This window comes from Pseudoalteromonas byunsanensis, assembly GCF_001854475.1.
In the GTDB taxonomy this organism is placed as follows: Bacteria; Pseudomonadota; Gammaproteobacteria; order Enterobacterales; family Alteromonadaceae; genus Pseudoalteromonas; species Pseudoalteromonas byunsanensis.
Window position 1 is genome coordinate 224,762 of the sequence record NZ_MNAN01000037.1, and the last position, 22,890, is coordinate 247,651.

Consider the following 22,890-nt stretch of genomic DNA (forward strand, 5'->3'; position numbering starts at 1 on the left):
TTTTGACCGTCAATGTCTAATAGTGCACTGCCATCGGCATTGAACTTTAAGGTATCGTGCGCACCACTGCCTTGGGTGCTGACATACTCACCTTTAGCTGCATTATAGTTAAAGCGCTGCGCAAAGCCATCTGCCGTCACGCGCGTCACTGTGCTGCCTGCTTGGTTACGTGCCCCTTCAAGGGTAATCGATTTTAAAAACCCGAGGCGCCATTGGTCATCGTTATCACCATCAAAATGGCCCAAGCTGTTGTAGGTTCTTATCACCCCAAGTCCCAGTCCCAGCCCTTTTACCTGCTCATCTTGATGTTGCAACACCAAGTTACCTGTCGCTGCATTAACAAAGATGTTTTCTGATGCCTGCCCAAGAGCCGCACGCCCCTGTTGGCCTGAAAATGATGTAGAGGTGTTAAAAAGACCGAGTCCTTCGCCTGAAATGATAGCGCCCATAATTTATCCAATTTATTTGCTAAAAAGTGTTTCTATGTACCTCTTCCAGCATTTTTCTAAAATCTTTAACAATTAATGATATTTTTTTTCATATCACGTTAAAAACAATAAATTAGGATTAGCAAGCCCACTGAGAAGCCTAAACAGCGCAACTATCACCATCGGAAAAATAATTAATCTGGTAACTTGTGCCTTGGAGTGAAGTGTATTTAAATGATGAAGCAGCCAACCCTTGATACTGACTGACATATCGGCTTACTGTTCTAAGTGATGCCTAGCGAGCTGATTTATTGCTTCCTAATGGATATATTGTTCAGTCCTTGAACCTAAAAATTGGTATGAATTTGAGGAATAGAAAGATATTTTTTAAAACCACTCCAACATGTAAATAAGGGGGTCCTCGATTTACAACCGTATTAAACCTCCAAGGAAAAGTGTCAATCGGTAATCTCACAAATACAGCGATTACTTTTCCAGCCGCTCAACAGCTCTTTTTACTTCCCTTTGCCCTAGCCTCACACACTAACCAATCAAAAATATTGCGGTGGGCTTTCATGTAAAATAAATACTCTGGATGCCATTGTACCCCTAAAATCTTATCGCTCTTAGTGCTCTCCGTAACCTGATTAATACCGGATTTCTCTTTTCCTGTCACTTGCATATTATCGCCCGGCTGCGCAACAGCTTGAGAATGCAGAGCATTGACTCTCAAGGGTTCATCTCCAGCAATTTTCGAGATCAACGAGTCGTCCTGAGTATAAATGACCTTTTTACGCGGGAAGAAGCTGCGAATTCGCATTTCACGGCGCAATAGTGGCAGCGTCGAGGTGTACATCTTGCCACCTAATCGCGCATTAAGAAGTTGGTAACCCCGGCATATCGCTAAAATCGGTTTACCTTGTTGCAAAGCGTGATCAATAAACGCAATTTCCATATCATCTCTGGGTTTATCATAACGGCCCTTGGAAAACCGATCCAAAAACTCTAATGGATAAACCAGCCACTCTTTTAGCTTCAGTGAAAGAGGTCTTTTGAATGCGGGTAAATCTTGCTGTTGATAGTTATCGGGGTGAATGTCTGAGCCACCACCAATAATGAAGCCATCATAATCGGTATTACCATCGAATTGCTTAGGTGTAACTCGGTAGGCTTTTCCACCCGATAGCCAGACGTTAAAAGCACTAAACAACCACGCAGTGGTGCCAGAATCATCTGGTCCAGTAACTGCTATTTTAGGTTTACCAATTGAGGACATATCAACCCGATAGATTTGAACTGTTGAGAAAAACAGGGCTAGACAAAAAAAGCTTATCATCAAGTGTATACGCTAAGCCTAAGGTTACAAAATTAATATCACTGCGTAGTTACTACACTCACAGCTACATCCGTTCAATTAGTCATAGTCTGCAATGGCATTTCTGCGCATGTGAATTACTATTTAGGCTGTACATTTCTCAAACACTCAAAGGAATAACCATGGCAATTATCAACTACACAAGTTTAAATAATATCAAAAAGTTAACTATCAGTGAGATACCAACCACCCCAACCCAAATTGATGAGCAATTAGGCAACTACAATGAAATGGCCCATGCATTATCGCCATCCCCCTTTGATTTGATACGCCTAAGCATGACCCAGCCACTTACCTCGCAATATTGTGCGGCTTATAGCTTAACTGCCTCGGCGGCAACGCTTGGGATCTTGCCAGAAAATAAGGAAGTAGAGGTTAAACTAAGCGAGTACAACCCCTCTAAGATCACACTAAAGCGCGAAGACAACTTCACCACTTTGGCACTAAAACTCTATAAACTCACACGTTTCGATACTGCTGAAATACAAGATTTACTTCAAGTGAGTAGCGTACCCAAAGCAGTTGAAAAGGGAGGCAGTATGCCGCAACGGGTAACTAAAGTTGCAGCTAGTTTAGGCTTAGATGCCGAACTGTTCGTCACTAAGCAAGCTTGCGATAACTTTGCTACATTGGCACAAAAAGAGATAGACGAATTAGGGTCAAAAGTTAACCCACAGGATGTGTTGGCATTTGTTTTCGGCAAACCAGGCGAATATACCTTAACTGAGTCTCCCACGCCGATCCCTCAAGCGAATGAACTCAACCTAGTTTTAGTTCAGACCCCTGTAAATACACTACATTGGGTAGCACTTAGTAGCGACAGCACCTACTTTGATTCTCTGCGCGACTTTCAGCCAGACGGTAAATTCGGCTGTGTTGGTAGTCAATGGTCAGCAAGACCTTATGTTGATACTGGTATTTGGATAACACTAAAAAACCAAGACAAAGTAAAAGGCGTGTCTCCTAAGTTAAATGTCACGGGCTTGTTTACTTTTGACTGAGGCCTAAACTAACCCTTTTCAGTAAGCTAGAAGGGGTTAGTTTTCGTTCGTAGAGTTGGATTTTGCACGAAACACCTTTGCTTTAAAGCCTTACTAAAGGAATTTTGTTGTCAAATGAGCGAATGTAGGAAGTCTTATTGCGCAAGCATTTTATAAGACTTCTTTTTTTCTAAGATGACACTTATTGCGCTGTTTTCCTTAAAATTAGCTGTTCACGAATTGCATTTCGTATCTGCGTATGTAGTTCAAGAACACGATTTATATCATCTAGATTCAAGGAAATATTTTCTAGCATCACTAGGTCAATATTAAACTCTGGATAGTGGAGTGACATTGACATATACCCAGGTAAGTAGCCCGTATGACTATATTCTGAAAGACCTTCTTCAGTATTAATTCTAAGCCCATAACCATAGCTCATATTAGGCCAAAAAAACTTCATTTGGGTATGTGCATCCGTCATAAGGCGGTAACTCTTAGCGCTGATTAACTTGCCACTGTGAAACAGGTCTTGAAAAGACGCGAACGCCCTTGCCGACGCTATCAAACCACCTGCTGGCAGTAACATTTCATCTATTTCTAGATTTGTAGGCTGCAAACTCTCGGATTCTTCTAATCCTCTAATAAGCGACGTCACTTTTTGCTGAATAGATTCAATATTTCCTACCGCACTGTAAATTTGGCCCAACTTGTTTTCGTGTACAAATTGCATGACCTGTTCAGAAAAAGGTCGTTTATTTACTTTTTCAAGCACCTGACCCAAAAGAGCGTAGCCTAAATTGGAATATGCAAATTTGCTCCCAGGCTCAAAGAGATTTTGCTGACCCAAAGGCGCAATACCTGATGTGTTGCTCAGTAGATGGTGAACAGTGATCCGATTATCAAATCCCTCAGGCTTAGGTGTTGCAATTTCTTGAGATGAGCTTTGCACAGATAAATTGCTGTCCGTTTCACTATTATCTTCTTGAGTGCCAAATAGGTAAGTATTCAGTGGGCGCGCTAAGCCTAATTTTTCTTTATCAACTGCTTGCATGACCAAAGTTGCGGTAATTTGTTTAGACAACGATGCGACGACAAAGCTGGTTTCATATGTAACTCCTTCGCCTATTTGTAGTTCTAATTAAGTAGTGCCATGTTCAAGTAAGAGAATACTGCCACTAAATGGCTGCATAGAGTTTTTTATTGTTGCCTCAACTATACGCCCCATATTTTGTGTATTTGATACTGCTTTCACAGGCTGATGTATCGACACTGAAGCGCTGGTGCTATAACTCAACAGAAACAAAAAACAGCCCAATAGATTGGGAAATTGGCCAGTGGGCATAGGTGATCCTTAACGTATTGAGTAAAAATAAGGCGAATGTTAGTGTTGGGGTAGAGAATTACTGATTCTTAAGTTTTTAACTTTACCACATGAATTTTATATAGATTTTATGATAAAAACCAACTGGACAGCCACTCAAACCAAAGTGGCTGTCCAGAATGAGCTTGCTGTCGCTATTAATTCATTATTGCTAGATAAGGCTGATTGTTAGCTTAGTTAGCAATGCTCACTCTTACCACACCCCATGGTGACACTTCACCCGCAGGGTTGATAACGCGAAATGGGATCATATCAAATCGATTGATGCCTTGTGTATCATCTGCCATGTATAGCAGTTTACCTTTGAATTTAATCCAGCGTCTATCTAGAGTATTGTATGCAACCGCCTGACCATAAGCTGTTTCAGTCTTATCATAAAAGCTTATTTGCTCATATGACTTAGTTGAGTCCAGTTGAATACGCAACTCGCTGTTTGGATAATCAGGGTCAAATACGTAACCGTCTGCGAATAAATTAAATTCTTCTTGAATATACATTTGGGCATCGTATTCAAATGTTGTCTGACTAAGTTGAGGTGCAGCGCCTGCCAAAGATGTTACAAGTACAGAGCTTGCGAAAATTGCTTTTAACCAATGTGAGTTTAATTTCATTTTAATATATCCTTATTACTATACGTTAACTCCACACACCAAAATTAACAAAATCAACATGTTAAATCAACTCATCAGATTCCGAGTTTATTATTTTTATATCGTAGATTGGGTAAGGCGTGAAACGCCGCCATTCGACAAGATCTGAAACTACGCAATGCTGGAAGACCCTGTGGCTTTTCCAACCTAGCATTCACTTTGTCACGCTGATGTGAGCAAAAATTTTTCTCTAAAAAGCGCTTATTAATCAAAAAACAAGCTCATTTTTGTTAGAAAAAATCAATCTTTAAGCGCCTGCAACACACATTTATTTACATAGCTGCTACATTTATTTATGTCTACAAGGATGACTATGTTGGCATTGTCGCGTAAAGGACCATGCGTGCTGTACATGCTCAGAAGTAATCCATTAACAAGCAAAACGACTTACACCGCCAATCATGCAAGGAAAGCATCTATTGTTACCAATGCTTTATCGCTAACCTGCTTGATATGTGACGCGGTAACAATACCAAGGAACTATCATGACCCATTATAAGTTTGGCAATGAGATTAAAAACAAATCAATCCCTAACAACGTCAAAGTCGCCATCGTTGGTGCTGGTATGTCAGGCCTTTACAGCGCTTGGCGATTAGAAAATGAAAGTAGCATCAACGATTTTGCTATTTTCGAACGCTCTGATCGCACAGGTGGACGCCTAGATTCAGATCTAATCAACTTCAAAAACCAAAAATCAGGACCAAATCAACCTAACACTATCACGGTAAAAGAAGAGCAAGGGGGTATGCGTTTCTTGTTCGATGGTATGGACGACTTAATGGCGCTGTTTCTGAAGTTAGATTTACAGGATGATATCGTCCCCTTTCCAATGAACAGCGATGGTAACAATCGCCTCTACTTCCGAGGTGAAGGGTTCTGTGTTAGTGAGGCCGCAGATGACGACTACTCTATTTGGTCAGCGCTGTATAACCTAGACCCCGCAGAGCGTGGGATGAACCCAACAGAGATTGTAAATGTGGTGTTCAATCGCATTTTACGAGCCAACCCGCAATTTAGTGAGCGCCCTGAAGTGAAAGGGCCAGAGTTTTGGCAGAAGTTTCGCCTAGACTGCCAATGGAATGGTAAGCCATTGAATGAATGGACTCTTTGGGATTTGTATTCGGATATGGGTTACTCTCAAGAGTGTATCACCATGTTGTATCGCGCCTTAGGCTTCAACGGCACATTTTTATCAAAAATGAATGCAGGTGTGGCCTATCAACTATTGGAAGACTTTCCTGCTGACGCAAAATTCCGCACGTTTAAAGATGGCTTTAGTACGCTGCCAAACGCCTTGGTAGATAAAGTAGGCACGGAGCGTATCCATCTGCAAACTGAGATTGAAGCAATTGATTATGACGAAGAATGTAAAGAGTATATTCTGCGCTATACCCACATTGACGAGCATAACCAAGAGCACCGCGGCCATATTCGTGCTGAAAAAGTGATTTTAGGTCTACCAAGGCTTGCTTTAGAGCGCTTGTTCATCGGTTCCAATGCATTCCATCGCTTACCTAAGGCTGAATCAGAGAAGATCTGGAATACCTTACAAACCGCAACCAATCAGCCTTTGCTAAAAATCAATTTATATTATGATACTGCTTGGTGGGCAACGGGTATTACGGGGCGACCTTCTGTTGAGTTTGGCCCTAACTTTGCAGATTTACCAACAGGCTCTGTGTATCCATTTTATGCAATAAACGACCCCCTTGCGGCCGCGTTAATGTACGAAGAGCGTCGCACCAATCCAAGCAAAGAAACACAAGCTAAGTTGGACAAAATAAACTCTGAAAAGTATCAGCGCCCAGCGGCATTAACCATCTACTGCGACTACCTAAATATAAATTTCTGGAGCACTTTACAAGACAAGGGAGAGCTTTATCACAATCCAGATCAAGACCGCTATGTTGACTCCGTACCATCAGATATCTATCCAGCGTCTGTAGCTGTGGTTGAGCAAGCAACCGCGTTTTTCAAAAAAATCTTCGACACGCATTATGTGCCACAACCTGTACTTACCAGTGCTCGTATTTGGGAAGGTAGCGTAAATTTTGATTTACCACAGAGCAGACAGTTTGGTTATGGAGTGCATCAATGGGCGGTAGGTGCTGATGATAGAGCCGTGATGAAAGAGCTAACTGAACCACTACCAAACCTTTATACCTGTGGTGAAGCGTACTCTGACTATCAAGGCTGGGTTGAAGGCGCACTACGTTCAACAGATTTAGTACTTCAACAAGGCTTTGGTTTAGCGCCACTTAGCGAAGTGTATGAGCAGCAAACAGGCCTGCCTCCTTCCGTTGCCATTACAGCAGTATACGAAGAAAATGCGTCAAAACTTATCAATGAGTATATTGACCCGCAACTAAGTTTGAGCGATGCACCGATTGACCATACCTGCAATCGACACAGCGTATTGGGTGTTAACCTGACTTACTTCGATAAAGCCTAAGAGCGTTTGTAGGAGGTAGCTGATACCTCCTACTCAATACAATCACAGAGAAATATTATGAACAATGTAATCAACGACTACTGTGTTGCTGACTATCTAAAAGCACGCCTGGAAGAAATAGGTGTAGAGCAAATGTTTGGTGTTGCCGGAAATTACACCGCAGCTTTACTCGATACCATACTGGCAGATGATAATTCGCCAATTAAGATCTCAGGTAATGCTAACGAGATCTGTGCAGGCTTTGCGGCCGATGCCTATGCAAGACTCAAAGGGGTCAGCGCGCTTTATGTGACCTACAGCGTAGGCGCATTTAGCTTGCTAAACACAATCGCAGGCTCATTTGTCGAGCAAGTTCCGGTTATTCTGATCAACGGCGCCCCGACCAATAAAGAAGATCAAATTTCTAAACAGGCAGGGTTGCTGTATTCGCACACCACAGGCTATGATTTTGTGGACATTCACATGTTCAAGCCTATCACTGTTGCTGCTGAGCGCATCACCAACGCCCAACAAGCGCCATACCAAATTGATTCAGCCATCACCGCCATGCTGACGCAAAAACGGCCCATTTACTTTGAAGTGGCAGAAGATGTTTGGCGCACACCATGCGTTAAGCCCGTTGGCAAACTGAGCTCAGGTGCTAATGCAACCATCACTATCAGCGAAGCAAGCAATGCCGCGCAAGCCACCGTTGAGTTGATGCTTAGCAAGCCAAACAGTATCTTCTGGGCAGGGATAGAGTTGCAACGCTATGGCTTACAGGACAAGTTTTTAACGCTATTAGATACCCTTAATCGCTCACACACGTTACCAAATCAGCATATTCACTTTGTTACCACTGCGCTGAGTAAGTCCGTTATCGAAGAAACTCACCCATGGTTTGAAGGCTGTGTCACCCTAAAAAATAAAGAAATAGCCGAGCTTGTGGGTGAGGACGGTGCGTTAATCGGTATTGGCGCTTGGACCACGGGTAAAGATACTGGGAATGAAGATATCCGCAGTAGCAAAACCGTACTCGCCGCACACGGTGGTGTGTTTGTTGGTGCGAATTTCTATCCCTCAGTTCAACTAGAGCAGTATCTTGATGCCCTTATTGAAAAGTTTACTGAACTGGCCATGGTTGAAACACCAAAGTTATCTGGGCTCAGACTGACCAAGCCATTAATTAAAACAGCAAGCTTAGCACCGAACAGCGACAGTACATTGGGTTATGACAACTTCTTTCATACTATGAGCCAGTGGATCAGTGAAGATGACGTGATGGTCGTCGACGCAGGATTTCCACTCATTGGCGCGCAAGGGGTTAAGATCCCAAGCCGAAATGGTTTTGTAGCACAAGCTGCCTGGCTATCCATAGGTTACTCTGTCCCTGCGGGCACAGGCGTAAAATGTGCTTTTCCCGATAAACGTTCTATTGTCGTGGTGGGCGATGGTGCGTTTCACGAAACCTGCCAAGCCGTTGCAGACCAACATGCATACGGACAAAACACCGTGGTATTTGTAATCGCTAATGGCATTTACGGCATTGAGCAATATTTGGTGAACCCTAACCCATTTAGAACGCCGCCAGTTGAATACAACGACAAGCTGCTAGACAATGTATACGCCTACAACGAGTTACCGAGTTGGAACATCTCGAAGTTAACTGATGCTTTGGGTGGTGTAGGTAGAAAAGTCAGCCATATGAGTGAGTTAATGGCTGTAATGGAAGAGATCCGCTGCAACCCAGAGAGTAACTTTTTGGTGGAGGTGGTGATCCCCAAAGAAAACGTACCTCTTTCTATCGCTCAGGAAGCAGATAGTGCGGTGGGTGAGGATGAGATTGAAAACCCAAATTGGCCCCCCGCAAGTAAATTCTAACCGGCTGTAATATTTACTTTTTAAAACCCTGTGAAATATTCTCGGGGTTTCGCTCTTCAACCTTAGCTGTTAAGGGCCTTAACAACGCTAATCATAATTACACCTCTAACCAACCTCAGTTCAAAGCCATATCTTTTAATCAACCCACTTTTGATATACATTAACTTCAGTTTTGAAAATACAATTTAAATCAATCAGTTCGATACTCATTTACTTTGAACCCGCATGTATATAAGGAAGCACAATGCAATTCATCGTCACAGCCTATGATCACACTGACAACGAAGCACTTAACCGCCGCTTAGCCTGTAGAGAAGCCCACCTCGAGGGCATCAAAAGTATGATCAAACAGGGCATTTTTTTAAGTGGAGGAGCAATGCTGGATAGTCATGGCAAAATGATAGGCTCGTCCGTTCATGTGGAGTTTCCAACCAGAGCTGCATTAGATGAGTGGCTTGCTCAAGACCCCTATGTAAGCGAAAAAGTGTGGGACAGAATTGAGGTCTGCGAGGCGCGTTTGGTACCAGTAGAGCAATTTAAATAGCTTCAAATTAACCTTTATTAAAACCAAACTTAACTCGTTTGCTAAAAATATTTGCTCTATCCACCCGCAGGACAAAATATGAAAGCCCTGATAACCTTATTGGTTTTTATTACCAGCGTTTGCCAAGCTAATGTAGAACGCTTTTCGATCGCGTCTAAAGTAATTGATGAAACCACTGCTGTGCGCGTTTCGCTACCAGATACCTATACCCATTCCGACACTTTTAGTTATCCACTGTTAATTGTGCTTGATGGTGCAACCCAGTTTCCTCATGTTGCAGCAAGCACCCAGTTTTTAAGTACTTATGCCATTTTGCCAGAAATGATCGTGGTCGGTGTAAGCACCCACAAACGTCTACAGTACTTCACCCCTACAGAACATGAAGAATTTGTAGGTCGCTCTGGTCAAGCCAATGCTTTTAAGACATATTTGCACAAAGAACTTATTCCAACCTTAAAATCCAAGTATCGGATAGCGCCTTATTATGTGATCTCTGGACACTCAATGGGAGGGTTATTCACCAGTTATTTGGCACTGCAAAGTGACAGTGATTTTAATGCACACATCGCCATTAGTCCCAGCCTCTGGTGGGACGAGAACACGCTGGTGAATACTTACCAAACTTTACCAAATCAACACCTTTCAAAAGCAAAGCGCTGGTTCTTAAGTATGGCCAACGAACCTGGCGAAATGAACGACTCATATGTTGCTATGTTGAACGCCCTCAATGAAAAATCAATTAAAAACTTGCACTGGTTTAGTCAACGCTTTGCCAATGAAACCCATGACAGTACCCCACTAGTTGGCAATGCACAGGCCCTCAAGTCACTCTTTCACAATTGGAATGCCGTCCCCGAAATTACCGTAATGTCACTTTCCCAGTTACATGCATTTTATCAGCTAAAAAGTGATGAATATGGTTACAATTTCCCATTATCAGCACATCAGTACAATGTATATGGTCTCAAAGCAACCTACGAAGGGAAAACCACTTGGGGCGTTGAGATTTTGAAGCAAGGTGTAGAACATTTCTCTCAATCAGAAATTCTTTGGGACAGCTTAGCGACAGCCTACAACCTGGACAACAAACCAGTTAAAGCGTTAACGGCTTCTAAAGAAGCGCTGAAACTTGCCAAAGCAAATGACTCAATTTATCTAAATGAGATCACCAGTCAAAACAAGCAACTGATGTCTAAGGTAAAATCTCATAGCGGCTCACGATCTTTATGATAAGACGATAAAGTAACGCCTTTGTGCCAAGGGGAGTGCCTAATTAGAGTGGGCAAACCACTTGGCATTTTAAGCCACAATTTAATAAAAAATTAATCTAATCAAGCTATGAAAGTCAGACCTTTGTTGCCCATCTAAGTGCTCATCATAAAATTTAAATGTATTCAACTAACTGCTATTAACCAATATCACCACAAGCTTTTTAACTGCTATTCAAAGTTACAACACTGACACCAAAAATACTTAAATGAGTAAACATATCTGGCCAATTGGCCTGATTACCTCCAATGGTACAGCCTCACACACCCCTCAAATTAAACTCGTTTGACCATACTTAGCGCGACGCTTTGTATACAAACTCTTTGTACGAGCATAGCTTCGCACAGCGATATATACACAGCGCCGAAAAGGACTCCATCTAGGAGATTCATTAACAGGAATTAAGGAGAGAACCGTTATGAAACGTTTATTAGCATTTTGCTTAGCTGCATGCACCATATCAAGCACAGCGGTACAAGCACAACTTTACAAACCAACGTTAACTCAAGAGGGTAATCAGTGGATGATCACATTTCACGATGACCGCTCGTCTGTCCATGCCCGCTGGGCCACGCAAGGTATATGCTTTTACTTTGTTGGCATCAATGGTACTCATGAAGTCTATCGTTGGGTTTCAAACACTTACCCCAACTGGAATGGCGTAGCCGAAAAAGAAGGTGACCAAGTCTTTATGTATGGTGACTTCTGGAGCGAGCGCGGCCATGATGGCATGCAGTGGGAATTAGTGACACAAGTGAAAGACTCGCGCTCTGAAATCGGTGCAGGTCACTGGCATGAATGGGTAGAAAATACCACTTTTGGTAGCTTCTGGTTCTTTGGCAACACGCACTTTGAGCGAAAAGGATATTGTAGTATCAGTCGCCAAGGCGCAACAGTAAAGAGTATCAGCGGCGAATCTTATGATGACGATGTAGGTTTACAGTTATCAGAGCAAGCGATGGAGAGATATAACACGCTAGAGCCACCAAAAGATGAAAAAGGCAGATTGCTTTCACCTATGGGGTTAACTGAGCAGTGATAGCCCATGTAGCAAGACAAAAGTAATGAGATACGTAAATCAGGCAGCCTGTTGGCTGCCTTTTTAACTATTTGTTTTTAATTAACAAACGCCCGGTGATGTATAACATACAGGATAGCTATGCTGACACATCCAAGGGGCTGTATAACCACCACCCACCTGAACGGTTTGCTGCTCGTTTAGTTGTTTATTTGTGCTTAAGTCTTTGATTGATTTTTTATTCAGTTTTATTTTCATTGTTATGCTCCTTTGTTGACTACAAATCAGCCTAATGAATTAAGCAAACATCATAAAGTGAATAAAATTCAAACAATCCCAACCGTAAAATAAGCCCTCTATTAACTTAAAAATTATTAACATTAATCCATTAATTCTGTGATAAGAAATATAAAACTTAAAGAATAAAACAGTTCAAAGTTAACTTTTATGTACTTATATTGTAAAAGTAAAGATATTAATTAGCACAGCTCATAGTGCATTTATACTAATTCAAATAACGGGTTAGATATTGATTATTAGAAAAACGAGTATTGTGCAAGATGCAATTTTCTAAAGGTATCGTTATAACCGAGTAAGACCATCATAAGGCTTTTTTTAATGCATTGAGGCCGCTTTCTAAATGATCAACGTGTCATTCCAATTTATGCCCGTCAGAGTCAAAAATATAAAGTGAATGTCCTTCACTATGGTTTTCTTGCCATCGTTTAACACCATGAGAAAAGATACGAACTAAACCCCGCAAATCTGGGGGAGACGCATCAAACGCAATATAAGAATCTTCCTTAGCATAGGGACTGTCACAACTCAGGCACAGCGTTACTGCGGAAAAATACGCACCACCGTACCATTTAACATGACCCTTAAAAAACCAATAAATTAATATAAGGTGCTAGAGGGCATATAAGGTTGCTTACTGCAATAATGATATAATTTGGTCTTAGGAACATACTATTTTCATCTTGTATCGATAAGATGAAAACTGCATATTAGCTAGCAAGCATTATGGCTAAACCTTTTTGAGCTAACCCAATAAACTCCAATCTATTTTTGGTTATTTATTCGGCTGCTTTTCTAATGTGTTAATACTCACCTGAGGCCACTTGATAAGACCTGCTCCCGTAGGGCTTTCAAAGAATTCCAACAAAACGGTTTGTGTGTATTGCAATAACATTTTTGGCTCACCATTGAGATGCATTTCTTTAAGCTCATAAATCCAAAAAATAGAACTCACTTCTCCTGCACTCGCTGCTCTGGTAATGAACGGAATGTTATTCACACCGCTACAGGCTGAAGCAGAGTCCACTTTCAACTGAGTAACACTGGCTACTTTATCTTGCTCAAAGAAAGGCAGGATAGCCTGATTAAGCAGCTCATTGGGTTTTGTTGGGTCAAATACTCCCTGAAACAGATGCTCGTGAAAGTGTAAATAAGGCTTAAGGTATGGGCTTTGCAAGTCCTGATTGATACCAATAGGTAAACCGCTAATACTTGGAATATCAAAGCCTGTGTGATTTTTTTGGCTTCTCCCAAGCGCCATCACGGCATTCCCCTGAGCAATACTAGAAAGCCGACCAACATCGAATTCCCCTGTAGGATGGTTTTTCCTGTGCAACCACAAACCCGGTGCATGATGGATAGCAAGCCCAGCTTCTCCAGCTAAACCCGAGTTCGGAAAGTCAGCCGCTGCAATTTGTTCTATCGCTTGAACATATTCAATAGTGAACACTTCCTGACTGCCATTTGCCCCCCTATTTGGCACACTCTTATCTGGCAGTTGAAAAGTAAGCGTTTCATTATATTGGTTATTGAGTAGACGGTAGCCGTGTTCACCCGATGCAAAAGGCTGTGCGCTCATATTCCAGCCATGACCTTGAAACTGTCCGGAGTTTTTCCACACCCCAGGCAACTGGCTCAAAGGTTCTGATGCGGCCTCCGTGGTGGGTGAGGTGGTGAGCGAACGCTTTGATACTTGATGCTTTGCGTGACCTGAAATAGACATATTCCCTCCTACTTTTTCAGTGTCATTGCTACATATAGCCTATTAGGTGTAGTTCATATATGTCTGAATAGCTATTCCGCGGTTTAGCAAACAAGGCGCTTTAGCGCGCCTTTATAGTATGTAACTGTTTTTGCCTTCCATTTAGATAGAAAACGCCATCAGCGATAAAAAATGCATCTTCTTCGAGCATGATACGAATTTGCTTTTGCCACTGCTCTAAATAAATATCATTGCTCAATTCAATGGAGTATGCGGTGTTTAAATGCAGCGGGTAATCACCATCTCCTGGTTTACCTTGTTGCGCATCCCACATACCAATAGTAGTGCCAGCCGCGTGACCATGCAGGCCTAAAGGGTGAGTATAAATTGTCGGCTTCAGACCTCTGGCAATTGCTGTTTCTCGTGCCATTTTAAGTACTTCATTGCCCGTTCTGCCCACTTTAAATTGTTCTAACAAGGCATCTTGCACCTGATTACCAGAATGTAACGCCGCTTGAAGATATTCTGGTGGCGAAGTTTCACCTTCTTTTAGTACATAAGCGTGCTGCTGCGTGTCTGTATTCAAACGCAAATACACTATGCCAAAATCAACATGTAATAGATCTCCTGGCTGGATCACGTTATCACTATCAACATTGGTAAAGCTGGATTCATGGTCAAATTTACGCTTATCATCACGCTGAATAGATACACTCGGATGAAACCAAGTTTGCAACTTTAGTTCTCTGACTCGCTCACGCAACCACCAAACCAAATCATCTGTGGTGGTTTTTCCAGGCGTGATCACCTCGTTAGAAAAGCCCTGCGCGATAATAGCCTGCGCGATAGCAACGGCTTGCTTGAAGTAAGGAATTTCTTCGTCTATACGTTGCTCAAGCCAACCGACAGCCAAAGGCTCTGCCGATGTGAGCCGCTGCTGATATTTAGTCGGTAACTTAGCCTGTAGCTTTTTTTGATCCGTCACCACTAATCCATCTGCATGGGCCCAATGTTCAGAGGTATTTACACCGATACGCTTTGGCTGATATTTATCCATCAAATCCACCAGCGCTTGCCACTGATCCGGTTGATTATGTTTATCCCACGCACTTATAAATACATTACCAATTTTATAAGGCGCAACTGCGTAAGCATTCACATCGCCTTGTTTATCCAGCGCAAACACTAAAATGGTGGTACGCCGCGCCGAAAGCCAGGTGGCTGGTAGCATGGTTTTTAAAACTGGGTCTTCGTTATATTCGCGACTGATCAACACCCACATATCTAACCCTGTGTCTTTCATCAGCTTTGGGAGCAACGTATTGACTCGTTTAGCGGTCAACTCATCAATTACCGCCGCGCGCTCCTTCATGGGTAGAATAGTAGAAAACGGACTCTCGCTGGCCATGTTCAGACCACTGAAAGCCAGCAAGACCAAAAACTTGAGCGCCAATGCGCACTTATGAATGGATGCCAAAGGTATATTGGAAAACATATTCTCACTCCGAAAATGTAACGAGGACACTCTTGAGCCTATGCAAATTACCCAACAGCCACAATCTCAATGAGACAAACCCCCTTTATTAACAGTTTATTGTAAGCTTGTTTCCTATATTCATACTTTGATATGAAACACTTCTGCAAGAATATAAACGGCTAAGGGAGGTGAGATAACAAAACTTATTCAAGCTACAAAATTTAGGCGCTAATATGCAAAAAGCACAACACCTTAGACAGTATTGTGCTTATTCAACATACCGGAAGTATGTGTGTACTTTTAATCTTTTTCTTTGTCTTTGTCTTTGTCGAACAGCCAAGCTTTAGCCTGTGCATATTCACTAAACTGCTCCACCTTAGCACCCACAAACCATCCCGCTATTTTAGCCAACGCGTCTTGCCAAGGCTGAGCACCTATCAACGCCACTTTTTCAAAGTGCGAACCGTATTTTAACCCCAGTTTAAGATCATCCCACGCAGCCTGAAGCTCCCACCCTTCCAAGTGAGTCATATCTGCCAGCACTTTTATGTGTGGATGTTCGACCTGTTTAAAGGCACCTTCTAACATCGGGGTAATGGTTTTATAGTCTTCGTGGGTTAACGTTCCAAATGCCTTCATATGAATGACAAATTCGTCATTTATTCGCCCTATGCCAATTGAAAATCCGTGTTGCTGTGACATCTTTGTGCTCCAAGTTGTTCGTTCACTCCTAATAAACTTAGTGGCACTTGGTCGTTGATACAAGTCTCAATCTGCTGACATTTGATTTGGAACAAATAGCCTGCTTTGTGGACAACAATTGATGCCAAAATTGCTCACCTATCACCGCTTCCTGCCACACAATTTAGCCACCAAATGCCCCTTCGGTTTGATCTGCAGCGCGTACGCCTTTAGATGCCGACGTCGCCAAGCCTAACCCACCTGTTAATACTTTTGTAGAACTCCCCCCTGCCATAGTGGAGAACCCAGTGAATACTCCAGCATGTACTTCAATCCAATGTGCAACTGCTGATGCTTTTTTCATTGTTGAAAGTATCTTAGGGTGCTGCGCTTTTCTGGCCGGATCACTGGCCACAAAATCACCAACTGCGGTGCATACACTGCGAATGGCCTTCGCGATACCAAACAAGTACGCTGCAGGATTGCCAGAGAATACTGCGCTGGTGATCGCAGCCGCCGCTTCCAATGTTCGTAGGGCATCCGATAGGATCAGGAAGAACTTACCCCATTTCCCTTCTTTAGTGGCAAACATACTGATCAGGCCACGTATAATTTTTGAGCCACCTACACACACAGAGATAATGCCTGGTACTGACAGCACGCCGTGGCTAGCGCCAATGACTAAAAAGCCCGCGGCCATGGTTAGGCCACCTTCCAGAATGAGTAACATGCCCTTGGATTTCGCGCTCAGGCCAACCTGCTGTTGTACACCTAACGATTTATCCTGATACTGAGTCACAACAACGTTGTTGCCATCAACGCATTTACCATGTAACTGGGCGGTGCCCTGCTTGGACTTTTGCCACAACTGATAACTGTCTTGACTCATTACTGCATAATTAACACCGTCGATTCCCTGCATAGGTTGAAACTGAGCAGTGTTGTTTTTACGCAAAGATTGAGCTTGAACAGTAGATGATTGTTGGTTTTGACTGCTGCCAATGGAAGCGCGCTGTAAGGCCTTATTACCCATCACTGTGGCTTCATGCTCAAGTGCTGCGTTGTCGTTCACATTCATACCATTGACTTGTGTGGTGGGCTTCACACGGCCTTGCGCCTGTTGCACAACATGCCCCAATTCATGCGGTAAATGATGTGACTGTCCCGGCCCTAGGTGAATTTCACTGCCCTGCGCGTAGGCATGAGCTTGCACCATAGCAGGCTTACTAGAGTTATAATGCACTTTGACGTGATCTAAGCTCATGCCCGATAACGATTCCATGCCCGATTTCAAATTATCTGGCAACCCAGTGCTATTGCGCTTTTGCTGTTGCACTGATGCGCTCCGGTTATCGGCGAGTGCATTTGCCCCTTTAAGTTGTGCAGCTTGTTGCGTGCTCGCTTTTTCTTTTTGTTGATACTGCTGCTTGCTGTCGCTCATGTCGCTATCCTTACCTTGGCACCAAATTATTTGTATTTCTTTTTGGTACTACCTTGACCAAACTTGCCTCCGGGGTAGCTACTTTTATTAGATGCCCACCACGAATTTGCTTCTGCGTGATTTTTAAACGCCCCTACATATTGCCAACTGCCACCATCAGGCTTTACCCAGTAGTACTTATCACCACCGAGCTGTAACGTCTGCTGCTGCGCTGTGCGATTATCTTTTAACGGCTTTGAATTAGAGCGTGTCGCACGCTGTTTAGTGTTTGCTGATAAAGAGTTTATATTGATCTGTTTCATCGCATGTGTTCCATGCCAGTAATGTTGATAGTTTTGTTATCTTTTTGAAATTCTTGGCGAATACTTTCAAGTAAATCCGCTTGATAGACAACACGTTCATCACGACGAATGGCCTGTAAGGCACATTGGCGTAAAATATTAATGATCTGACCACCTGCCAACTCAAAGTCATGAGCAATACGCTGCAAATTCACATCGTCGGCCAAATCACACACCTGCTCGAAGGCGTTTTGCCAAAGCTTTAAACGCTCCTGCGGTCCTGGAATGGTAAATTGCACCATGTTTTGAAAGCGTCGGGTAAATGCCTCATCCATATTGGCGCGCAAGTTAGTGGCTAAAATTACGGTGCCTGGAAAGTCTTCTATGCGCTGTAATAAATACCCTGTTAATTGGTTTGCATGACGGTCGTTGGAAGAGCTTGTCGCGGTTCTCTTTCCGAATAATGAGTCCGCTTCGTCAAAGAACAAAATCCAATCTTTGTAACTGGCTACATCAAATACCCGTGAAAGGTTTTTCTCGGTTTCACCGATATACTTTGACACAACCATAGACAAGTCTACTCGGTAGATTTCTCGTTCGGTGACTTTAGCAAGCAACGCAGCGGTCATGGTTTTACCCGTACCAGGAGGACCAAAAAATACTGCTCGATAGCCCGGCTTGACCTTTCTACCAAGCTGCCAATCCGTCATTAATACCTGCCCGTATGACAGCCACGCGCGAATTTCATCAACACGCTTCATCACCGAATAATCCAGTACCAAGTCATGCCATTGATGTGGTGTTTCAAGCGCATGGGCCGGAAAACTGGTGCTTAACTCTGGTTGAACATGATTGCCTGTGAGCAAGTAACTCAACCAATGTTCGGTGATTTTATACACTCCAGCCCAGTGGGGTAGCGCGGGGTCAGCCTGTAAAAGTTCAGTCACTTGTTCTGCCATAAAACGGTGGCGGGTCGATAACAATCTATCAACATACACACGCCATGGCGGATTGTTGCCTGCAATTAAAAAGTTAAGTGTTTGTCCTGTTGGTAAAAAACCACCAAAAGCTTTATCACTCACTCCCCCAAATTCACTAAAACCCCTGTCAATGAGTTGGTTGACACCAAACAGAATGTCTAACACCTCAGGCTTAATGGCAGGTGCCATCGCCAAAGCTAAAGCCAAACGCTCAAAGGTGTCTAACTCCCATTCGAGCACTAAATCTTCGTAGGCGCTCTGATCTCGTTCAACATCAGGTGGAGCCAATTCAAACCAGTGGTTTTCGTGGCCCTCATGCTTGAGGTAATTACAGATAACTTGATTAACGACCGAATGTAACCAATCCATTTCGCGATACAGTGCTGATAAATTCTGCTCCAGAGGATTATCTATCATGCTCACTCCTTAACGCGGCGCTTGTGTAAGCAACAAAACATCGTCAAGTGTCGCATCCTGCCATTGGAAAAAATCCTGACAGGTATTGATATTTAATTGCTCTGTGGTTGATAGACTCAACAGGTTCGAGTGCAACCAATTGTCGATAGGTAGTTGCGGTTTGTATGTGCCTCTTTTATATAATTCGTGCAAATATTCATCAAACTTACGGTCGCTGATGGTCAGTTTTTTCGCCTTGAAGAAATGCATCGGCCGTTCATCATTGTGCTCAAAAAACGCCAATCCACTGCTGTTTGTGATATTGCATCGCTGTTGCTCAAACAAACATAGACTGTGCTCACGCTCCCCTTCTAACATCAGCTCAGCGCCCTCTGTCGCAGCTATCGCCAACCCCCAGCGAGACATTCTCGCCACGGCTGTGACCACATAGGCTTCTCTAAAGGTATATTTGCTTTGTGTGAGCTTCACTATTAACTCCGGGGCAACTTGGGACCAATTACGCATATATGTGGCCATCGGGTTATCGCCATAAAATAGATATGCTCCAGCTTTATCAAAGCGAAATGTTTGCTGACGTTTTACGCTTTGCTCTTCAAATTGCTGCTCTACAATGAGGCTGTCATCTACTTTTAAACAGTTGCGAGCATGACGCCAATCGTCATTTCTCAAAGGAAAGGCTTCATTTGCGTGAATATGATTCACCAAATCAAGGTCGCACCCTGCATTGAGTAGTGTCAACATTCTCCCTTGGTGAATTTGGAACACATCGCCCAGCTCTGCTTGCAAACCGAAAGGATGAACTGGGATCCAGCCACTATCGTTGTAACTATCGAAGAAAAAATCTTTGTATATCATTGCTGACTCCTTGCCAAACCTAGGCTTGGGACTTGTTGCTCAAGCGACTCAACAAGCCCCTGCCCAGCGCTCATATTAAGCGGCAAATGCTGCAGCTTTAGCGGCTTCTAGACCCGCATTAAGTGATGCTAGATTCGCTTGTGCTTCGGCAAGCTGCGCCTGCGCATCTTCAAGCTGCTGGTTTGCCATATTGCTAGCGTTCAGCGCATTTTGATAGCTAGTTGCTGAGGTGCCATAAGCACTTTCCAATGATTGTGTTAACGTGGCTGACAACGCCAATAATATCTGCATTTGGTTGCTTTCTAAGCCAGAAATCTCTTCAATTTCTTGCACTGGTGTGATGCTCGCATAACAACTTTCTAGTGCCGTTAATGTCAACGACACCGCATTGTTTGATTCAGTTACCGCATTGTTTAAATAGGTAATTAAATCATCTGGGATCACCTCATTCACCGCTTTCCTGCGATTAACAAAATCCAGAAGCTTCTCAATGATATCCACGGAGAAAATCAACTTATCTATCACACCGGCCATATATTCTGCGGTTTCATTGAGCTTGCCACTTAACGAATCCGTATCGCTCTCAGTACCAATCTGGGTCTCAACTATCTTGACGTAGTTATTGGTTTCTCTAAGATCCGCCATCAACGCTTTTGACTGATTATAGTGCTGTAAGGAAGATGCTTGTTTATTGCTAGCAAGGGTTAGTAAGTTAGCGAAATAGACTTGTTTACTGGTTAACGACGTCACAACGTTAGTCAACTCATTCACTGTATATTGCGCATCTGTTACTTGAGTGGTTAAAGCCTGAATATCAGCGTTCTTATTTTGTGCAACGCCTTTTGAGTTCCTATATCCTAAACCTGGAGTTTGAGTTGTCATAATTTGCTCTCCTTATTTCTTCTCTTTGTTAGACTTTTTAGCACTAGCAGTATCGCTTGTGGAGTCCGTGGCACTATTGTCTGATGTAGCATCAGTTTCTGGTTCGGCGCTATCTTTTGCTTTAGGGGAAGCGCTTGAAGTCAATGAAGGGGCACTGGTCGACATCGAGCTACTTTGTGATGTATGACCCGTATTATTTAAATGCGTGACATTCAATAGCTTTAAGAGCAATGAAGTAGTTGTGTGACCAAAAGTAAATGGTGAAGTTGAAATATATAACGTCGGCAAATACTGTGATAAATACTGAGCTTCTGTAGGCTGGCATAGCACCCCGATATAATAGTCAATATCATCTATTAACGGGCAGCCAAAGTTATCGGTTGTGTCAGCTATAATGTCTACTGTCTCGGTGGTATCTTGATTTTGGAAATCAACAGTTCCTTTTATGTAGTTTGCACTTGAGACCTGCTGAGCTATCGACACATTAAAATAAAATGGTAAGACTGATGAATCTGAGCTAGTCATCAGATGAGCCTCATCGGGCTTATTCTTCGGTAATAACATAACATGCAAGTCAACCGATAAGTTCGTCGCGATAGCTTGTGAACCAGGCTCTAGATCCACTGTAATCGTGCTCCCCTGTATTGATGTACTCGATACAACAGGTAATGGCAATGTCGGAGTGAAAGACGCTGAAGCACTGCTTATTATGTTGTCGTAAACGCCAATGTAACGTTGGTAGGCGAGCGTTAATTCTACGTATACAAATGCTACATATTCCTGACCTGGGCTCAGATAGTCACCATCAATATCTTTAGTGGCTGACGTATCATTAGGTGTATATAGACAAGCGGAACTTACTTCTAATTCTGGTGTCGCCCCCTCTGACATTACATAAAAACGATTCAAGTTGCCGGTATTTGCAGAGGTGTAGTACTCTCCAAACAGCGTTTCTATTTGCTCAAGCGTGACACTTGATTGACTACTGGCTTTAGCAAAAAATACATACTGGTTTTCTACGGTTTGGACAGGCTGATTGCCTGCGCCGGATGTCAACGCAAAAGGCGCTTCGTATTTATCACTTGATACGACAACTGAGGCATTAGCTGAGCTTAATACCCAGTTTATATTCAGGTTTAATTGAGAGTTTGCAGCAAGCACAGATTCATTCACACCTAATAGCTGTGAATCAGCGTCTTTGAGTACCCCTTCAGCTTTGCGTTCTGCTTTTTTATCCGCATTAAACGTTTGAAAGTCAGTGGCTGACTGCGTACTCAAGTTAGTCACATCCGTGCTCAGTTCCGTCAATAGTTGCTCAAGTGCAGCTTTTGATGCTGTTACATTTGATAATACATCTGCGCTCATAAGCTCTGAGCATTGGCTCGATGCTTCCATTGCCAACTGTGATGCGTACTCCGCTTCATTTGCCGTAACAGAGATATAGTTATTTGCCTGCAATGTTTTTTTATAAATGTCAGTGTCATAGCATGACGCCAGCGCAATGTTCAAAGCACTACCAATATTAGCGGCCACTGTAGAAATTGAGTTTGAAGCGGTTTTTATATTGGCCGCAGCCGCCGCGACATTACTGATTGCAGTGGTGGTGTTAGACTGCAATACCGTCGCTGTGTCTAATAAGTTGACTGCCGCGTTGTCACACAAGACTCCTTTATCGTTAAGCGATTGAGCTTCTGCAAGCTCTAAATCGGTTTGCGCTAAGTGATCACCAGAACTGATTTGTGCGCCTTGTGCATAATACAAGTTATACTCAGCACTGCGTTGTCCTGACTCTATTTTTTGTTGGTCTGCATACAAGCTACTCAGTGTCTTACTGACTGTTTGTTGCAGGTTTTCACTGTATGAATTCATACCTTCACCTTATCCTTCTTTTGTATCAATCAATGTGAATTACATCC

General features: G+C 42.9%; 20 protein-coding genes. 6 read left to right on the plus strand and 14 right to left on the minus strand.

All coding sequences use genetic code 11. The features are described from left to right. The coding region (locus tag BIW53_RS20995) for a DUF6531 domain-containing protein (RefSeq protein WP_217495725.1) at positions 1-449 on the minus strand (449 nt) is incomplete at its 3' end. A 481-nt stretch (positions 450-930) separates the two neighbouring features. Continuing rightward, on the minus strand, positions 931-1,704 hold the full coding sequence (locus BIW53_RS19460) for a gamma-glutamyl-gamma-aminobutyrate hydrolase family protein (RefSeq protein ID WP_070993683.1): 774 nt from the start codon (positions 1,702-1,704) through the stop codon (positions 931-933). A gap of 221 nt (positions 1,705-1,925) precedes the next feature. Between BIW53_RS19460 and BIW53_RS19465 the strand changes: the two genes are divergently transcribed. Beyond that, positions 1,926-2,804, plus strand: a complete 879-nt coding sequence (locus BIW53_RS19465) for a T3SS effector IpaJ family cysteine protease (RefSeq protein ID WP_070993684.1) — start codon at positions 1,926-1,928, stop codon at positions 2,802-2,804. Positions 2,805-2,985: 181 nt separating this feature from the next. On the opposite strand, the gene BIW53_RS19470 is transcribed toward BIW53_RS19465, so the two are convergent. After that, positions 2,986-3,912, minus strand: a complete 927-nt coding sequence (locus tag BIW53_RS19470) for a serine hydrolase domain-containing protein (protein WP_139158894.1) — start codon at positions 3,910-3,912, stop codon at positions 2,986-2,988. 428 nt (positions 3,913-4,340) lie between these two features. Further along, complete coding sequence (locus BIW53_RS19475; protein WP_070993685.1) at positions 4,341-4,778, minus strand: hypothetical protein; 438 nt, start codon at positions 4,776-4,778, stop codon at positions 4,341-4,343. Positions 4,779-5,302: 524 nt separating this feature from the next. Here BIW53_RS19475 and BIW53_RS19480 point away from each other — a divergent pair. From BIW53_RS19480 to BIW53_RS19500, 5 genes are all read left to right on the plus strand, one after another. Then, positions 5,303-7,270 (plus strand): FAD-dependent L-amino acid oxidase, encoded by a 1,968-nt coding sequence (locus BIW53_RS19480; protein ID WP_070993686.1) that lies wholly within the window; start codon positions 5,303-5,305, stop codon positions 7,268-7,270. A 57-nt stretch (positions 7,271-7,327) separates the two neighbouring features. Continuing rightward, a complete protein-coding gene (locus BIW53_RS19485; protein ID WP_070993687.1) occupies positions 7,328-9,130 on the plus strand; it encodes an alpha-keto acid decarboxylase family protein in 1,803 nt (600 codons plus the stop codon). Positions 9,131-9,374: 244 nt separating this feature from the next. After that, the gene (locus tag BIW53_RS19490) at positions 9,375-9,674 is read left to right on the plus strand and encodes a YciI family protein (protein WP_070993688.1); all 300 of its coding nucleotides are present in this window, start codon (positions 9,375-9,377) and stop codon (positions 9,672-9,674) included. Positions 9,675-9,752: 78 nt separating this feature from the next. Next, positions 9,753-10,904, plus strand: coding sequence for an alpha/beta hydrolase (locus BIW53_RS19495; RefSeq protein WP_070993689.1), 1,152 nt, complete (start codon positions 9,753-9,755; stop codon positions 10,902-10,904). A gap of 457 nt (positions 10,905-11,361) precedes the next feature. Then, positions 11,362-11,982 carry a hypothetical protein gene (locus tag BIW53_RS19500; protein WP_070993690.1) on the plus strand — a complete coding sequence of 207 codons (621 nt, stop codon included), beginning with the start codon at positions 11,362-11,364 and terminating at the stop codon, positions 11,980-11,982. An 81-nt stretch (positions 11,983-12,063) separates the two neighbouring features. Here the strand turns inward: BIW53_RS19500 and BIW53_RS21000 are convergent, their stop codons facing one another. From BIW53_RS21000 to BIW53_RS19550, 10 genes are all read right to left on the minus strand, one after another. After that, positions 12,064-12,219, minus strand: a complete 156-nt coding sequence (locus BIW53_RS21000) for a hypothetical protein (RefSeq protein ID WP_175442173.1) — start codon at positions 12,217-12,219, stop codon at positions 12,064-12,066. Positions 12,220-13,033: 814 nt separating this feature from the next. Beyond that, positions 13,034-13,981 carry a heme-binding protein gene (locus BIW53_RS19510; protein ID WP_070993691.1) on the minus strand — a complete coding sequence of 316 codons (948 nt, stop codon included), beginning with the start codon at positions 13,979-13,981 and terminating at the stop codon, positions 13,034-13,036. 100 nt (positions 13,982-14,081) lie between these two features. After that, the gene (locus BIW53_RS19515) at positions 14,082-15,455 is read right to left on the minus strand and encodes a M24 family metallopeptidase (RefSeq protein ID WP_084228272.1); all 1,374 of its coding nucleotides are present in this window, start codon (positions 15,453-15,455) and stop codon (positions 14,082-14,084) included. Positions 15,456-15,737: 282 nt separating this feature from the next. Further along, the gene (locus BIW53_RS19520; RefSeq protein ID WP_070993692.1) at positions 15,738-16,139 is read right to left on the minus strand and encodes a SpoIIAA family protein; all 402 of its coding nucleotides are present in this window, start codon (positions 16,137-16,139) and stop codon (positions 15,738-15,740) included. A gap of 163 nt (positions 16,140-16,302) precedes the next feature. Beyond that, positions 16,303-17,559, minus strand: coding sequence for an eCIS core domain-containing protein (locus BIW53_RS19525; protein WP_070993693.1), 1,257 nt, complete (start codon positions 17,557-17,559; stop codon positions 16,303-16,305). Positions 17,560-17,585: 26 nt separating this feature from the next. Continuing rightward, positions 17,586-17,861, minus strand: coding sequence for a hypothetical protein (locus BIW53_RS19530; protein ID WP_070993694.1), 276 nt, complete (start codon positions 17,859-17,861; stop codon positions 17,586-17,588). After that, positions 17,858-19,237, minus strand: a complete 1,380-nt coding sequence (locus BIW53_RS19535) for an ATP-binding protein (RefSeq protein WP_070993695.1) — start codon at positions 19,235-19,237, stop codon at positions 17,858-17,860. Before BIW53_RS19535 ends, BIW53_RS19530 begins: the two co-directional genes overlap by 4 nt. A 9-nt stretch (positions 19,238-19,246) precedes the next feature. Next, positions 19,247-20,092: a hypothetical protein gene (locus tag BIW53_RS19540; RefSeq protein ID WP_070993696.1), complete on the minus strand. Its 846-nt coding sequence runs from the start codon at positions 20,090-20,092 to the stop codon at positions 19,247-19,249. 75 nt (positions 20,093-20,167) lie between these two features. Next, positions 20,168-20,974 carry a hypothetical protein gene (locus tag BIW53_RS19545; RefSeq protein WP_070993697.1) on the minus strand — a complete coding sequence of 269 codons (807 nt, stop codon included), beginning with the start codon at positions 20,972-20,974 and terminating at the stop codon, positions 20,168-20,170. A gap of 12 nt (positions 20,975-20,986) precedes the next feature. After that, the gene (locus BIW53_RS19550) at positions 20,987-22,843 is read right to left on the minus strand and encodes a hypothetical protein (RefSeq protein ID WP_070993698.1); all 1,857 of its coding nucleotides are present in this window, start codon (positions 22,841-22,843) and stop codon (positions 20,987-20,989) included. Positions 22,844-22,890 lie beyond the last annotated feature (47 nt).

Coding starts and splice junctions, on each gene's coding strand:
- BIW53_RS19460 (WP_070993683.1), bottom strand. CDS start 1,704: ATGTCCTCAATTGGTAAACCTAAAATAGCAGTTACTGGACCAGATGAT.
- BIW53_RS19465 (WP_070993684.1), top strand. CDS start 1,926: ATGGCAATTATCAACTACACAAGTTTAAATAATATCAAAAAGTTAACT.
- BIW53_RS19475 (WP_070993685.1), bottom strand. CDS start 4,778: ATGAAATTAAACTCACATTGGTTAAAAGCAATTTTCGCAAGCTCTGTA.
- BIW53_RS19480 (WP_070993686.1), top strand. CDS start 5,303: ATGACCCATTATAAGTTTGGCAATGAGATTAAAAACAAATCAATCCCT.
- BIW53_RS19485 (WP_070993687.1), top strand. CDS start 7,328: ATGAACAATGTAATCAACGACTACTGTGTTGCTGACTATCTAAAAGCA.
- BIW53_RS19490 (WP_070993688.1), top strand. CDS start 9,375: ATGCAATTCATCGTCACAGCCTATGATCACACTGACAACGAAGCACTT.
- BIW53_RS19495 (WP_070993689.1), top strand. CDS start 9,753: ATGAAAGCCCTGATAACCTTATTGGTTTTTATTACCAGCGTTTGCCAA.
- BIW53_RS19500 (WP_070993690.1), top strand. CDS start 11,362: ATGAAACGTTTATTAGCATTTTGCTTAGCTGCATGCACCATATCAAGC.
- BIW53_RS21000 (WP_175442173.1), bottom strand. CDS start 12,219: ATGAAAATAAAACTGAATAAAAAATCAATCAAAGACTTAAGCACAAAT.
- BIW53_RS19510 (WP_070993691.1), bottom strand. CDS start 13,981: ATGTCTATTTCAGGTCACGCAAAGCATCAAGTATCAAAGCGTTCGCTC.
- BIW53_RS19515 (WP_084228272.1), bottom strand. CDS start 15,455: ATGTTTTCCAATATACCTTTGGCATCCATTCATAAGTGCGCATTGGCG.
- BIW53_RS19520 (WP_070993692.1), bottom strand. CDS start 16,139: ATGTCACAGCAACACGGATTTTCAATTGGCATAGGGCGAATAAATGAC.
- BIW53_RS19525 (WP_070993693.1), bottom strand. CDS start 17,559: ATGAGCGACAGCAAGCAGCAGTATCAACAAAAAGAAAAAGCGAGCACG.
- BIW53_RS19530 (WP_070993694.1), bottom strand. CDS start 17,861: ATGAAACAGATCAATATAAACTCTTTATCAGCAAACACTAAACAGCGT.
- BIW53_RS19535 (WP_070993695.1), bottom strand. CDS start 19,237: ATGATAGATAATCCTCTGGAGCAGAATTTATCAGCACTGTATCGCGAA.
- BIW53_RS19540 (WP_070993696.1), bottom strand. CDS start 20,092: ATGATATACAAAGATTTTTTCTTCGATAGTTACAACGATAGTGGCTGG.
- BIW53_RS19545 (WP_070993697.1), bottom strand. CDS start 20,974: ATGACAACTCAAACTCCAGGTTTAGGATATAGGAACTCAAAAGGCGTT.
- BIW53_RS19550 (WP_070993698.1), bottom strand. CDS start 22,843: ATGAATTCATACAGTGAAAACCTGCAACAAACAGTCAGTAAGACACTG.